At 64.2% G+C, this 14078-nt stretch carries 11 protein-coding genes; 3 read left to right on the top strand and 8 right to left on the bottom strand.

What is annotated here, in order from left to right; genetic code table 11:
• Positions 1-10: 10 nt before the first annotated feature.
• The 6 genes from HV796_RS02935 to rpsB form a co-directional block, all read right to left on the bottom strand.
• Positions 11-832 (bottom strand): phosphatidate cytidylyltransferase, encoded by an 822-nt coding sequence (locus HV796_RS02935; protein WP_175224952.1) that lies wholly within the window; start codon positions 830-832, stop codon positions 11-13.
• Entirely contained in the window at positions 826-1617 is a 792-nt protein-coding gene (gene uppS, locus HV796_RS02930) for a polyprenyl diphosphate synthase (RefSeq protein ID WP_175224951.1), read from the bottom strand. The genes HV796_RS02935 and uppS overlap by 7 nt, the downstream gene beginning before the upstream one ends.
• A 65-nt stretch (positions 1618-1682) precedes the next feature.
• Complete coding sequence (frr, locus tag HV796_RS02925) at positions 1683-2243, bottom strand: ribosome recycling factor (RefSeq protein WP_175224950.1); 561 nt, start codon at positions 2241-2243, stop codon at positions 1683-1685.
• 98 nt (positions 2244-2341) lie between these two features.
• Positions 2342-3055: a UMP kinase gene (gene pyrH / locus HV796_RS02920; RefSeq protein WP_175224949.1), complete on the bottom strand. Its 714-nt coding sequence runs from the start codon at positions 3053-3055 to the stop codon at positions 2342-2344.
• Positions 3056-3339: 284 nt separating this feature from the next.
• On the bottom strand, positions 3340-4221 hold the full coding sequence (gene tsf, locus HV796_RS02915; protein WP_175225021.1) for a translation elongation factor Ts: 882 nt from the start codon (positions 4219-4221) through the stop codon (positions 3340-3342).
• Positions 4222-4507: 286 nt separating this feature from the next.
• Positions 4508-5263: a 30S ribosomal protein S2 gene (gene rpsB, locus HV796_RS02910; protein WP_175224948.1), complete on the bottom strand. Its 756-nt coding sequence runs from the start codon at positions 5261-5263 to the stop codon at positions 4508-4510.
• Positions 5264-5870: 607 nt separating this feature from the next.
• On the opposite strand from rpsB, the gene map reads away from it, so the two are divergent.
• The 3 genes from map to HV796_RS45630 all read left to right on the top strand — a co-directional run bounded on the left by map (position 5871) and on the right by HV796_RS45630 (position 11189).
• The gene (gene map, locus HV796_RS02905; RefSeq protein ID WP_175224947.1) at positions 5871-6686 is read left to right on the top strand and encodes a type I methionyl aminopeptidase; all 816 of its coding nucleotides are present in this window, start codon (positions 5871-5873) and stop codon (positions 6684-6686) included.
• Between the two features lie 28 nt (positions 6687-6714).
• The gene (locus tag HV796_RS02900; RefSeq protein WP_175224946.1) at positions 6715-9288 is read left to right on the top strand and encodes a [protein-PII] uridylyltransferase; all 2574 of its coding nucleotides are present in this window, start codon (positions 6715-6717) and stop codon (positions 9286-9288) included.
• Between the two features lie 917 nt (positions 9289-10205).
• Positions 10206-11189: a pseudouridine synthase gene (locus tag HV796_RS45630; RefSeq protein ID WP_343052849.1), complete on the top strand. Its 984-nt coding sequence runs from the start codon at positions 10206-10208 to the stop codon at positions 11187-11189.
• Between the two features lie 149 nt (positions 11190-11338).
• Here the strand turns inward: HV796_RS45630 and def are convergent, their stop codons facing one another.
• Positions 11339-11872, bottom strand: a complete 534-nt coding sequence (gene def / locus HV796_RS02890; protein WP_175224944.1) for a peptide deformylase — start codon at positions 11870-11872, stop codon at positions 11339-11341.
• Entirely contained in the window at positions 11869-13932 is a 2064-nt protein-coding gene (gene ligA / locus HV796_RS02885) for an NAD-dependent DNA ligase LigA (RefSeq protein WP_175224943.1), read from the bottom strand. The genes def and ligA overlap by 4 nt, the downstream gene beginning before the upstream one ends.
• Positions 13933-14078: the final 146 nt, after the last annotated feature.

Raw genomic sequence — 14078 nt, 5'->3', positions numbered from 1 at the left:
CTCTCTTTCTCTAGCCGAGCAGCAGCATGGCGAGCGGCAGCACGGGCAACAACGCGTCGATGCGGTCGAGCACGCCGCCGTGGCCCGGCAGCAGGCCGCTCGAATCCTTGACGCCGGCCTGGCGTTTTAACATCGACTCGAACAGATCGCCAACCACGCTGAACACGACCAGCAGCGTCAACGCGATTAGCGCACGCATGGAACCGAGGCGTTCCAGCAGCGTAAAAAACAGGGTCGGCTTGAACGCGCCGGTCAGCGCCGCGATGAAAGCCACGACGATCACCACGAGCCAGCCGCCGATCGCGCCCTCCCAGGTCTTGCCGGGGCTGATTGCCGGCGCCAGCTTGTGCCTGCCGAAAGCCTTACCGGCAAAGTATGCGCCGATATCCGCCAGCCATACCACCAGCAGCAGGGAAAGCACAAAGGCGACACCGGTCGCACGCGCGGCCACCAACGCGTGCCAGCAGGCGGCAAACGCGACGATACCCGCGGCGAGCAGGAACACGCGCCAGCCGCCTTCGGCCAGCACCGGCTTGCGGATCAGCGCAAACGGGCCGACCAGCACCCAGAAAATCGCGGCTGCCTCGAAAAGCGGCCGCGGCGCAACATACCCGACGCCCAGTTTCGTGCTCGCGACCAGCGCAAGCGCCGCGACGATCGCGTAGATAACCGGCCCGGTGCCACTCAGCTTCAACAGCCGCGCCCACTCCCACGCGGCAAATACGACAACGAATGCGATCAGCGCGCCGAATGCGCCGATCGGCGCAAACAGCGTGACCGGCAATAGCACGGCCAGCAGAACGATCGCCGTGATGACACGGGTCTTTAGCATGAAAGCGAATCGGCGTTCTGCGACTGCGGCGACTGCGTGTCGAGTTGAGCGCTGGTGCGCCCAAAGCGGCGCTCCCGCTCGGCATACGACGCGATCGCGTGACCGAGCGAATCGGCGTCGAAATCCGGCCAGAACGTATCGGTGAAATAAAACTCGGTATACGCGAGCTGCCACAGCAGGAAGTTGCTGATACGCTGCTCGCCGCCGGTGCGGATAAAGAGGTCCGGCTCCGGCGCGTACCCCATCGCGAGATGCTCGCCGAACGCTTCCTCACTGACCTCGACCGGATGGCCCGTCAGCGCCGCCTGTTCGACGAGCTTGCGGGTGGCTTGCATGATGTCCCAGCGGCCGCCGTAGTTCGCGGCGATCGTCAGCGTGAGTCGTGTATTGCGTGCAGTCTTGGTTTCGGCGCGCCGGATCAGGTCCTGGATACGCCGGTCGAACGCCGACAGATCGCCGACCACACGCAACCTGATGCCGTTCGCGTGCAGCTTGCCGATCTCGCGCTCAAGCGCCGTGACAAACAGGCGCATCAGGAACGAGACTTCATCTTCCGGTCGTCGCCAGTTTTCGGAACTGAACGCAAAAAGCGTCAGGTATTCGACGCCGCGTCGCGCGCACGCTTCGACCGTCGCGCGCACCGCATCGACGCCGCGCGAGTGGCCGGCCACGCGTGGCAGCCGGCGCTGTGTCGCCCAACGGCCGTTGCCGTCCATGATGATCGCGATGTGACGCGGCACAGCCGAGACATCAGGTACGAGAACGGTTGAACTGGTATAGGTCATGGCCGTCGGGAAGTGACTCTGCAAATAAAGAAGTAAAGACTTGAAGGCGCCAATGCCGCGCGGCATCAGACCGTCATGATCTCGGCTTCTTTCGTCTGCACGAGTTTGTCGATTTCCGCGACGTATTTGTCCGTCAGCTTCTGCACGTCGTCACCGGCGCGGCGCTCATCGTCTTCGGAAATCTCTTTGTCTTTTACGAGTTTTTTCAGTTGCTCGTTCGCGTCGCGGCGCAGATTGCGCACCGCAATCTTCGCCGTTTCGCCTTCGCTCTTGACGACCTTGGTGAGCTCGCGGCGGCGCTCTTCGGTCAGCGCCGGCATCGGCACGCGGATCAGGTCGCCCTGCGCCGCCGGGTTCAGACCCAGGTCCGATTCGCGAATGGCCTTTTCGACCACCGTGACCATCTTCTTCTCCCACGGCTGCACGCCGATCGTGCGCGCGTCGACGAGTGTCAGGTTCGCGACCTGCGAAATCGGCACGGGCGAACCGTAATAGTCGACCTGGATGTGGTCGAGCAGCCCCGTGTGCGCACGGCCCGTGCGGATCTTCGACAGGTCGTTTTTGAACGCGTCGATCGAGCGCTGCATTTTCTGTTCAGCGCCTTTCTTGATGTCAGCCACAGACATGATTAAACCTCCGAACCTTCAAAACGATGCGAGCCGGCCAGCAGACGAAAAGCCGCGGCCTGGGCTCGCGCTCGAGCCCAGCTGATGTGACAAAGAGTTTACACGTGCACGAGGGTGCCTTCGTCTTCGCCCTGCACGATGCGCTTCAACGCCCCCGGCTTGACGATCGAAAACACCCGGATCGGCAGCTTCTGATCGCGACACAGCGCGAACGCGGTCGCGTCCATCACCTGCAGGTTGCGGCCAATTGCCTCATCGAAGCTGATCGTCGTATAGCGTGTGGCCGACGGGTCCTTGCGTGGGTCGGCCGAGTAGACGCCGTCCACCTTGGTGGCCTTCAGCACCACTTCCGCCCCGACTTCCGAGCCGCGCAACGCAGCGGCGGTGTCGGTCGTAAAAAACGGGTTGCCGGTGCCGGCCGCGAAAATCACGACCTTGCCTTCTTCGAGCTGACGGATCGCGCGCGGCCGGATGTAAGGCTCGACCACCTGATCCATCCGCAGCGCGGACTGGACGCGCGCCTCGATGCCCGCGTGGCGCATCGCGTCCTGCAGCGCAAGCGCGTTCATCATCGTCGCGAGCATGCCCATGTAGTCGGCGGTCGCGCGGTCCATGCCGGCCGCGCCGCCCGCGACACCGCGGAAAATGTTGCCGCCGCCGATCACGACGGCCAGTTGCGTACCGAGCCGCACCACCTCGGCCACGTCCGCCACCATTCTTTCGATCGTCGCGCGATTGATGCCGAAAGCATCGTCGCCCATCAGGGCTTCGCCAGAGAGTTTCAGGAGGACGCGTTTATAGGCAGTGGGCATAGAGATATCCAGATCGCGCAGTAGACAACAACGTGGAACTGTAGGGGTGAAATGCTGGTTCGGGCAAGCGCTGCCAAATTCATTGGCCGTCTGGACAAGGCGCGCGGCGCGGGTGGCGCGCACACTGACCCGCACCCCCGCCCGCTACCGCGGATTGCCTTGCGCCGGGCCGTCCGGCAGCGCTGCCGACCGCGGCGGCACACTCCGTCGCCGCGGGTACAACGGTGCAGCAGCGTGAAACGTAAAAAATGAAACCGTCTGCTACCTGCCTGCTACCTTAGCGCCTATTGCTGCTTTGCAGCAGCGACCTGCGCAGCCACTTCGGCCGCGAAGTCGTCCTGACGCTTCTCGATGCCCTCGCCGACCACGAACAGCGCGAATTTCTGCACGCTGGTGCCGGCCGCTTTCAGCATCTGCTCAATCGTCTGCTTATCGTTCTTCACGAACGGCTGGTTCAGCAGCGACACTTCCTTCAGGTACTTCTGGACGCTGCCTTCGACCATCTTCGCGACGATTTCCGCCGGCTTGCCCGATTCGGCCGCCTTCTGTTCCGCGATGCTGCGCTCCTTGGCGATCAGATCGGCCGGCACGTCGTTCGACGACAGCGAGACCGGCTTCATCGCGGCGATATGCATCGCGACGTCCTTGCCGACCTGCTCGTCCGCGCCCGTGTACTCGACCAGCACGCCGATGCGCGTACCGTGCAGGTAGGACGTCAGCTTGTTCGGCGTTTCGAAACGCGCGAAACGGCGAATCGACAGGTTCTCGCCGATCTTGCCGACCAGTGCGAGACGCACGGCGTCGACCGTTTCGCCGTTGAGCGGCAGCGCCGACAGCGCCGCTACGTCAGCCGGGTTCTTCGTTGCGATCAGTTCTGCGACCTGCCTCGCGAACGCGTTGAAATCGTCGTTCTTCGAGACGAAATCCGTCTCGCAGTTCAGCTCGACGAGCGCGCCCGCGTTGCCGCCGATATACGACGCGATCACACCTTCGGCCGTCACGCGCGACGCGGCCTTGCTGGCCTTGTTGCCGAGCTTCACGCGCAGCAGTTCTTCCGCACGCGCCATGTCGCCTTCCGCTTCGGTCAGCGCCTTCTTGCACTCCATCATCGGCGCATCGGTCTTCGCGCGCAGTTCTGCAACCATGCTTGCGGTAATTGCCGCCATCATTCGCTCCTTGAGTCTGTACTTGTCGCGCCGCCGGCCGTGCTTCGCACTGCGAGCCACACCGCCGTCGGCGAAGAACCATTTGGCGCGACGCACACCGTTATCGCCGTTACCCGGTACGCCACGCTTTCACCCTGATTGCTGCCTGTTGCCCCGCCTGCATTCGCTCACCCGCTCGCTGGCCGATCGCACCACGGCGCGGTGCGAGGCGTGCGGCATGCAACGGCCGCGGGCTAAAAAAAGGGGGCCTCTAGCAAGCCCCCTTTTTTGCCGGACCCGGGTCGCGTTACGCCTCCCCGTTGACCTCGACGAACTCGTCGCCGTCATCGCCGCCACGGGCTGCCTGCACCACTTCGTTGACCGCGTTCGCACGACCTTCGAGGATCGCGTCGGCCACGCCTTGCGCATACAGCGTCACGGCCTTGCTCGCGTCATCGTTGCCCGGGATCACGTAATCGACGCCTTCCGGCGAGTGGTTCGTATCGACCACCGCGATCACCGGCACGCCCAGCTTGTTCGCTTCGGTCACGGCGATCTTGTGGTAGCCGACGTCGACCACGAAGATTGCGTCCGGAATACCGCCCATATCTTTCACGCCGCCGATCGACTTTTGCAGCTTCGCGATTTCGCGTTCGAACAGCAGCGCTTCCTTCTTGCTCATTTTCTCGAGCTCACCCGCCTCAACCGCTGCTTCCATGTCCTTCAGGCGCTTGATCGATACCTTCAGCGTCTTGAAGTTGGTCAGCATGCCGCCGAGCCAGCGTGCGTTCACGAACGGCATGCCCGCGCGCTGCGCGGCTTCCGCGATCGTGTCGCGCGATTGGCGCTTCGTGCCGACGAACAGGATCGTGCCGCGATTCGCCGCCAGCTGACGCACATACTTCAGCGCGTCGTTATACATCGGCAGCGTTTTTTCGAGGTTGATGATGTGAATCTTGTTGCGATGGCCGAAAATGAACGGGGCCATCTTGGGGTTCCAGAAGCGCGTCTGGTGACCAAAGTGGACACCGGCTTCCAGCATCTGACGCATGGTAACTGCCATGAACAAAATCTCCGCGAGGGTTGGGTCTTAAGCCGGCTGCCGTATCCTTGGCGCGGACTTCACCCCGGGTTGAACCCGATCGGCCGACATACTGCGCGTTTTACCGCACCGCACATCAGCCGCACATTGGCCGCATGATATCGACCTGGGGAAGACCTGACGCCGCGAACACCCTGGGTGCGCCGGCTTGCGAGTTAGCCGCTTGCCACTGTCCTGTCTCCACTGCCCTGCCTTAAGCGTTGCTTAAGGGCAAAAACAAAAACTTGGCGAGCGACTTAGCCGAAGATTATAGCACGCGACTGTTGCATGACTCAACCTGCGTCACACGTTGCGAAGCCATACCGGGAAAGCGGTCGCGCCAGTCAAAAAAGGTGCAGGATCACGCAAAACAACGGCTCGCACGGACCATGACTGTGCAGAAGAAAACGGGCCGCCACCTGAGCGCCGGACCACCAGGCAACCACCAGGCAACCCGCCAGGCGGCCGCCAACCGGCCGCCACGCGGCGCACCCACCTTGCAAAAGCCTGCGGCAGCAGGAAGATGGTGAGATAATCCGGCGATAAATCCGCATCTGGCCAACATAGGCCACACCCGAAGGCCCCATCCATGGCTATTACGCTCAGAAACGAACAGGACATCGAGCAGATGCGCGTTGCCGGCCGGCTCGCAAGCGAAGTGCTCGACCACATCACGCCGTTCGTGCAGGCCGGCGTCACAACGGGCGAACTGGACCGTCTGTGCCACGAATATATGGTGAACGTGCAAGGCACGGTGCCCGCTCCGCTCAACTATCAGCCGCCGGGCTACCCGCCGTATCCGAAATCGGTTTGCACGTCGGTCAACGACGTGATCTGCCACGGCATCCCCGGCGACAAGGTGCTGAAAAACGGCGATACGCTGAATATCGACGTGACCGTGATCAAGCACGGCTTTTTTGGCGACACGAGCCGGATGTTCATCGTCGGCGAAGGGTCGATTCTCGCGAAACGGCTCGTGCAGACCACTTACGAATGCATGTGGCTCGGCATCGAGCAGGTGCGCCCGGGCGGCCACCTCGGCGACATCGGCCATGCGATCCAGAAGCACGCGGAGGCACAAGGCTATAGCGTCGTGCGCGAGTATTGCGGACACGGCATTGGCACCGTGTTTCACGACGAGCCGCAGGTGCTGCACTACGGCCGTCCCGGCACCGGCATCCAGCTCGAACCCGGCATGATCTTCACGATCGAGCCGATGATCAACGCGGGCCGTCGCGACATCCGCACGATGCCCGACCAGTGGACCGTCAAGACGAAAGACCGCAGCCTGTCCGCGCAATGGGAACATACGATTCTCGTCACCGCGACCGGCTACGAAGTGCTGACCGTTTCCGCCGGTACTCCCGAGCGTCCGCAGATCGTGGCCGCCGCCACCACCGCCTGATTGCACACCGCCACCCACTCGCCCGCCTATGAGTAGCGTTTTAGCCGCCCATTCCGAAGCCACGTCGCTGAAGGCGGACTACAAGATGGCCAAGAATCCGTTGCTGGAGCGCTTCAAGACGGCGGCCAACGTCGACGCGCCGATGCGCGCGCTCGCCCGCATCACCGACGACGCGCTGAAGAGCGCGTGGTCCGCGTGCGAGCTGTCCGCGTCGTTTGCGCTCGTCGCGGTGGGCGGCTACGGGCGCGGCGAGCTTGCGCCGCATTCGGACATCGACATCCTGGTGCTGCTGCCCGACACGCCGCTGCCGAACAGCGAGGCATGCATCGAGAAATTCATCGGGCTGGCGTGGGATCTGGGCCTCGAACTTGGCAGCAGTGTGCGCACCGTGTCGCAGTGCATCGAGGAAGCCGCCAACGACGTGACCGTACGGACATCGCTGCTGGAAGCTCGGCGCATTTGCGGCAACACGGCGGTCTTTGAAAGCTTTGCGCTACGGTATCAGGATGCGCTCGATCCGCGCGCGTTCTTCCAGGCGAAAGTACTGGAAATGCGCCAGCGGCACGCGAAGTTTCAGGACACGCCGTACGCGCTCGAGCCCAACGTGAAGGAAAGTCCGGGCGGCCTGCGCGACTTGCAGCTGATCCTGTGGGTCACACGCGCCGCGGGCTTTGGCAGCAGCTGGCGCGAACTGGAGGCGCGCGGGCTGATTACGTCGCGCGAGGCGCGCGAGTTGCGGCGCAACGAGGCGTTTCTGAAGACGCTGCGTGCCCGTCTGCACATTCTGGCGGGACGCCGTCAGGACATCCTCGTGTTCGACCTGCAGAATCCGCTTGCCGAGAGCTTCGGCTACAAGGCGAGCGCGACCCGACGGGCAAGCGAGCAGTTGATGCGCCGCTACTACTGGGCCGCGAAGGCGGTCACCCAGCTCGCGACAATCCTGATCCAGAACATCGAAGCGCAATTGTTCCCGAGCACGAGCGGCATTACGCGAGTCATTTCGGAGCGCTTCGTCGAAAAGCAGGGCATGCTCGAAATCACGTCCGACGACGTCTTCGAACGCCATCCGAGCGCGATTCTCGAAGCGTTCCTGCTGTACGAAGAGACGCCCGGCGTGAAGGGCCTGTCGGCGCGCACGCTGCGCGCGCTGTACAACGCGCGCGACAAGATGGATCAGCACTGGCGGCGCGACCCGGAGAACCGGCGTCTGTTCATGGCCATCCTGAAGCAGCCGGCCGGCATCACCCATGCGTTCCGTCTGATGAACCAGACGAGTGTGCTCGGCCGCTATCTGCTGAATTTCCGCCGCATCGTCGGGCAGATGCAGCACGACCTGTATCACGTGTATACGGTCGATCAGCACATCCTGATGGTGCTGCGCAATCTGCGCCGCTTCGCGATCGCCGAGCATGCGCACGAATATCCGTTCTGCAGTCAGCTCATCACCAATTTCGAGCGGCCGTGGGTACTGTATGTCGCGGCGCTCTTTCACGACATCGCGAAGGGCCGCGGCGGCGACCATTCGAAGCTCGGCATGGCCGACGCGCGACGCTTCTGCCGCGAGCACGGCATTCCCGCCGAGGACAACGCGCTCGTCGTGTGGCTTGTCGAACACCATTTGACGATGAGCCAGGTCGCGCAGAAGCAGGATACGAGCGACCTCGAAGTCATCAAGCGATTTGCCGAGCTGGTCGGCGACGAGCGGCGGCTGACCGCGCTCTATCTGCTGACGGTCGCCGACATCCGCGGCACCAGCCCGAAAGTCTGGAACACCTGGAAAGGCAAGCTGCTCGAAGACCTGTACCGCGTGACGCTGTCGGTGCTCGGCGGCGCGAAACCCGATGCGCATTCAGAAATGAAGATGCGCAAGGAGGAAGCACTCGCGCTGCTACGACTTGAAACCGTGCCTGAATACGCGCACAAGGTGCTGTGGGACAAGCTCGACGTCGGCTATTTCCTGCGCCACGACGCGGCCGATATTGCATGGCAGACGCGTGTGCTGTATCGCCATGTCGAGACCGACACGCCGATCGTGCGCGCGCGGCCGTCGCCGATCGGCGAGGCGCTGCAGGTGCTCGTCTATGTGAAGGACCGCCCCGACCTGTTCGCCGGCATCTGCGCGTATTTCGACCGCAACGGCCTGTCGGTGCTGGATGCGCGCGTCAGCACGACGCAGCACGGCTACGCGCTCGACAACTTTATCGTTGCGCATACCGAGCATGACGTTCACTATCGCGACATCGCGAATCTTGTCGAGCAGGAGCTGGCGATTCGCCTCGCCGCCGCCAGCACGCTGCCCGAGCCGTCGAAGGGACGGCTCTCGCGCCTGTCGCGCACCTTCCCGATTACGCCGCGCGTCGACCTCAGGGCCGACGAACGCGGTCAGTACTACATCCTGTCCGTGTCCGCGAACGACCGGCCAGGCCTCCTTTATTCGATCGCGCGCGTGCTGGCCGAGCACCGGGTCGGCGTCCATGCGGCGCGGATCAATACGCTTGGCGAACGCGTCGAGGACGTGTTCCTGCTTGACGGGCACGGCCTCTCCGACAACCGGCGTCAAATCCAGGTCGAAACCGAATTGCTGCGCGCGATCGCAGTGTGAGCCCAGTTTCAAACTTTATGCGAGTCAAATTAACAGCCAAGCATCCGCGGCCGGCTTCAGCCGAGCGCGCGCCGGTACGCTCCGGCAGCGCGGTCGCGCGCAAGCCGGTGCGCAAGGCCCCGGTCAAGCCGGCGGGGAAACCCGTCGACGCGACGGGCGGCAAAGCGAGGTCGGCCTCGCCCTCCGGCGGGGCGAAGGAAGCGCCGCGCGCAGCGCGACGCAGTGGTGACATGAAACCCGGCAACAGTGGCAGCGCGAGCGGAGAAAGGCGCGCGCCCGCGTTTGCCCGCGATACCGGCGACGCGGGCCCGGAACGCGCCGCTCGGACACCACGCGCCGCTGACCGGCCCGTTGCGCGCGGCCGCAGTGATCGCACTGATCGCACTGATCGCACTGATCGCACTGATCGCGCTGATCGCACTGATCGCGCTGATCGCGGTGACCGAGGTGACACGGCAGGGACGCAACGCCGGCCAACGGCCGAACGCGCGCCCCGCTCCGGCTCGACGGGATCGGGGAGCACAGCGCGCCAAGCGGTACGCGCTCGAGCCGACAAAGACGGCCAGCAACGCCGGCCCGGCGGCGAACGTGCGACCCGCGGTTCGTCGACAAGCACAGCTGCGACACGACGCGGTGAAGGCAGCTCGACCGGCGACAAGCGCGACCCCCGCGGCCGCGACGGCGAACGCCCGTCCCGTCTGGCGGAGGACGCGCCGCCACGCCGTCCTTATCGCGATACGCGCGACACTCGCGACACTCGCAACTCCCGCGGCACGGACGAAACGAAACGATCGACGCGTGCTGCGGACACGCCTTACCGCTCGCGCCCGTCGGCAGACCCGACTACGCCGCCCCGTGCTCGCGCGCCGCGCGATGCCGACGGCCTGTCGTCCACGCGCGGCCGGCCTGCAAAGTCAGTGGCCGAATCGCCCAGTCGCGGCGAGCGGACTTACGCACAGCCAGTCAAAGGGTCCTATGCGGAGCGGCAGGAGCGCTTTACGCGCGACGAACGCCCGCCACGCGCGGCGCAGGGCGCCCACCCGCGCGGCAACGCCGGCAAGACTGCAAAGCCCGCGCGCAAGGCAAACCCGCCGCCAGCCAGCACCGGCGAGCGTGCTCCCCGCCGCGAGCGCATCGACGCGCCCGGTATGCTGCGCCTGTCCAAGCTGATGTCCGAGCTCGGCCTGTGCTCACGCCGCGAAGCGGACGAATGGATTGAAAAGGGCTGGGTGTCCGTCGACGGCGAGCGGATCGACACGCTTGGCACGCGCGTGCGGCCCGACGTGCGCATCGACATCGACCCGGCCGCCGAAGCCGCGCAGGCGCGCCAGGTGACAATTCTGCTGCACAAGCCGGTGGGCTACGTGTCGGGACAGGCGGAGGACGGCTACCAGCCGGCCATCACGCTGGTCACGCCGGACAACCGCTGGGAAGGCGACCGTAGCGACATCCGTTTTTCCGTCGCGCATCTGCGCCAGCTCGCGCCCGCCGGGCGCCTCGATATCGATTCGACCGGGCTGCTCGTTCTGACACAGGATGGCCGCGTTGCGAAGCAGCTCATCGGCGGCCATTCGGAAGTCGACAAGGAGTACCTGGTGCGCGTCACGTACGGCGACGTGGAGACCGACGTCGAACAGCACTTTCCGCCCGAGAGTCTCGCGCAGTTGCGGCACGGCCTCGAGCTGGACGGTATCCCGCTCAAATCCGCGCAGGTCAGCTGGCAGAACGGCGAGCAACTGCGTTTCGTGTTGCGTGAAGGAAAGAAACGCCAGATCCGACGGATGTGCGAACTGGTTGGGCTGCACGTGGTCGGGTTAAAGCGGGTGCGCATGGGCCGGGTTGCACTCGGTGCGCTGCCGCAGGGCCAGTGGCGGTATCTTTCTGCCGACGAGGCGTTCTGAACGCACAGCGGCCGCTGGCGCCAAAACGCCTGCCGTCCGCTGCTAACAACATCGTTTTGTTGCTTTAACTAAAAGCCCATGCCGTTTCTGCGACATGGGCTTTTGCCTTTTGCAACGCCGCGTGCGAACCACGCACCCGCGCGCGACGTTCAATCGTCGCTGCGCGGATCGAGATCCGGGAAAAGAATTTCCGTAAAGCCGAACTTCGAAAAGTCGGTAATTCGCATCGGGTACAGTTTGCCGATCAGGTGGTCGCATTCGTGCTGGACGACGCGCGCATGAAAACCCTCCGCGACGCGGTCGATCGGTTTGCCGAACTGGTCGAAGCCGTGGTATCGGATCATCGAGAACCGGTTCACGACACCGCGCAGCCCCGGTACCGACAGGCAGCCTTCCCAGCCCTCCTCCATGTCCTGCGACACCGGTGTGATGGTCGGATTGATCAGCACTGTTTCAGGCACCGACGGCGCATCCGGATAGCGTTCGTTGTGCCCGAAACCGAAAATCACGACCTGCAGATCGACGCCGATCTGTGGCGCGGCCAGCCCTGCGCCATTTGCGTCGTGCATCGTCTCGAACATGTCCTTGATCAGCTCGTGCAGTTCGGGCGTATCGAAATGGTCAACGGGATGAGCAATCCGCAAAAGGCGGGGATCGCCCATCTTCAGAATTTCGCGAATCATATTGTCTGCCTCTCCAGAAGCTTGCGCATACCGTCTTCGTCGAGTATAGGGATGCCGAGTTCCTCTGCTTTCGCGAGCTTGCTGCCCGCTTCCGCGCCGGCCACCACGTAGTCGGTCTTCTTCGACACCGAGCCCGCCACTTTCGCGCCGGCCGCCTCGAGCATTTCCTTTGCCTCTTCGCGTGCCAGATTGGGCAGCGTGCCGGTCAGCACGATCGTCTTGCCGGCCAGCGCGCCGTGCGGTGCTTTCGGCGCGGGCGGCCCCTCGGTCCACGTTACCCGACCCGGCGCGCGAAGTTGCTCGATAACCGTACAGTTGTGCTCCTCGGCGAAGAACTGACGGATCGCCTCGGCGACAACCGGACCCACGTCGTTCACCTCGAGCAGTTCTTCGACGCTCGCCGCCATGATGGGAGTGAGCGCACCGAAATGTTTGGCCAGATCTTTGGCGGTGGACTCGCCGACATGCCGGATACCAAGCGCATAGATGAAACGCGCGAGCGTCGTATGCTTGGCTTTTTCCAGTGAGTCGAGCAGGTTCTGCGCGGACTTGTCCGCGAACCGGTCCAGCGCGGCGAGCGTCGCGAAGCCGAGATTGAACAGGTCCGCGGGCGTGCGGACAAGGTTCTGCTCGACCAGCTGGTCGATGATCTTTTCACCGAGCCCGTCGATATCGAGCGCGCGGCGCTGCGCGAAGTGCCACAGCGCCTGCTTGCGCTGCGCGGGACAGAAAAGGCCGCCGGTGCAACGCGCGATCGCTTCGTCGGGGAGCCGCTCAATCGCCGAGCCGCACACCGGGCACGTGCCCGGCATCACGAACTCTTTTGCGTCGGCCGGACGCCGCTCGACAAGCGCGCCGACCACTTCGGGAATGACATCGCCCGCGCGGCGCACGATCACCGTATCGCCGATGCGGATGTCCTTGCGGCGCACCTCATCCTCGTTGTGCAGCGTCGCGTTGGTGACCGTCGCACCGCCGACAAACACCGGTTCGAGCCGCGCAACCGGTGTGATCGCGCCGGTGCGGCCGACCTGCACGTCGATCGCGACGAGCCTCGTCAGCGCTTCCTGCGCGGGGAACTTGTGCGCCAACGCAAAGCGCGGCGCGCGCGACACGAAACCGAGCGCATCCTGCTCGTCGCGGCGGTTGACCTTGTACACCACACCGTCGATGTCGTACGGCAGCGCATCGCGCTTCTCACCGACTTTGCGGAAGAACCCGAGGAGCCCGTCCGCCCCTTGCACAACCGCACGCTGGCTGTTCACCGGCAAGCCCATCTCGTGATACCAGTCGAGCAGCGCGTTATGCGTGTCGGGCATCGGTTCTCCTTCCAGCACGCCGATCCCATACGCGAAAAACGACAGCGGCCGCTGCGCGGTGATCTTCGGGTCCAACTGCCGCAAGCTGCCCGCGGCCGCGTTACGCGGATTGGCGAACTCGCGATGCGCAGCCTCGCGCTGCCGTTCGTTCAACCGTTCGAAGTCGCGCTTGAACATCAGCACTTCGCCGCGCACATCGAGCACCTTCGGCACGCGTTTGCCTTTGAGCGTCAGCGGAATCGAACGGATCGTGCGGACATTTTCGGTGACGTTCTCGCCGGTCGCGCCGTCGCCACGCGTCGCGGCCTGCACGAACCTGCCGTCCACGTAGCGCAGCGAAATTGCAAGCCCGTCAAACTTCAGCTCGCACGCAAAGTCGACCGGTGTATGGCCGAGCGCATCGGACACCCGCTTGTCGAACGCGACGATGTCGTCATCGGCAAAGCCGTTGTTCAGCGACAGCATCGGCATGTCGTGCACGACGGGCTCGAAGCCGCTCGCGACTTCGCCGCCGACGCGCTGCGTCGGCGAATCAGGCGTGATCAGCTCCGGGTGCCCGGCTTCAATCTGCTCCAGTTCCTTGAACAGCTTGTCGTACTCCGCGTCGGGCAGCTCCGGCTGGTCAAGCACGTAGTACGCGTAGTTTGCGCGTTCGAGCTGCTCGCGCAGCCACAACGCACGCTCGGCGGGAGCGCTCGGCGCGGAGGGGCTGGCGGGACGGGATGACGGAGTTCGGGCCATGCTGTCAGCGGTTTCGCGGATAAGGTTCAGACGCCAGATTATCTCAGGAAGCGTCACGCGTGACATCGGCCGAATGGCCAGTTCCGTGCGCGCCCAGACATCCGCAAACCCGCATCCGCCGACTTGCATCCATAGACTCGCGGGCA

This window comes from Paraburkholderia humisilvae, assembly GCF_902859855.1.
GTDB lineage: Bacteria > Pseudomonadota > Gammaproteobacteria > Burkholderiales > Burkholderiaceae > Paraburkholderia > Paraburkholderia humisilvae.
The sequence above is the reverse complement of the archived record's forward strand: the minus strand, read 5'-3'. Positions and strand labels throughout refer to the sequence as shown.

Coding starts and splice junctions, on each gene's coding strand:
- map (WP_175224947.1), top strand. CDS start 5,871: ATGGCTATTACGCTCAGAAACGAACAGGACATCGAGCAGATGCGCGTT.
- frr (WP_175224950.1), bottom strand. CDS start 2,243: ATGTCTGTGGCTGACATCAAGAAAGGCGCTGAACAGAAAATGCAGCGC.
- ligA (WP_175224943.1), bottom strand. CDS start 13,932: ATGGCCCGAACTCCGTCATCCCGTCCCGCCAGCCCCTCCGCGCCGAGC.
- tsf (WP_175225021.1), bottom strand. CDS start 4,221: ATGGCGGCAATTACCGCAAGCATGGTTGCAGAACTGCGCGCGAAGACC.
- rpsB (WP_175224948.1), bottom strand. CDS start 5,263: ATGGCAGTTACCATGCGTCAGATGCTGGAAGCCGGTGTCCACTTTGGT.
- HV796_RS02935 (WP_175224952.1), bottom strand. CDS start 832: ATGCTAAAGACCCGTGTCATCACGGCGATCGTTCTGCTGGCCGTGCTA.
- def (WP_175224944.1), bottom strand. CDS start 11,872: ATGATTCGCGAAATTCTGAAGATGGGCGATCCCCGCCTTTTGCGGATT.
- HV796_RS02900 (WP_175224946.1), top strand. CDS start 6,715: ATGAGTAGCGTTTTAGCCGCCCATTCCGAAGCCACGTCGCTGAAGGCG.
- pyrH (WP_175224949.1), bottom strand. CDS start 3,055: ATGCCCACTGCCTATAAACGCGTCCTCCTGAAACTCTCTGGCGAAGCC.
- uppS (WP_175224951.1), bottom strand. CDS start 1,617: ATGACCTATACCAGTTCAACCGTTCTCGTACCTGATGTCTCGGCTGTG.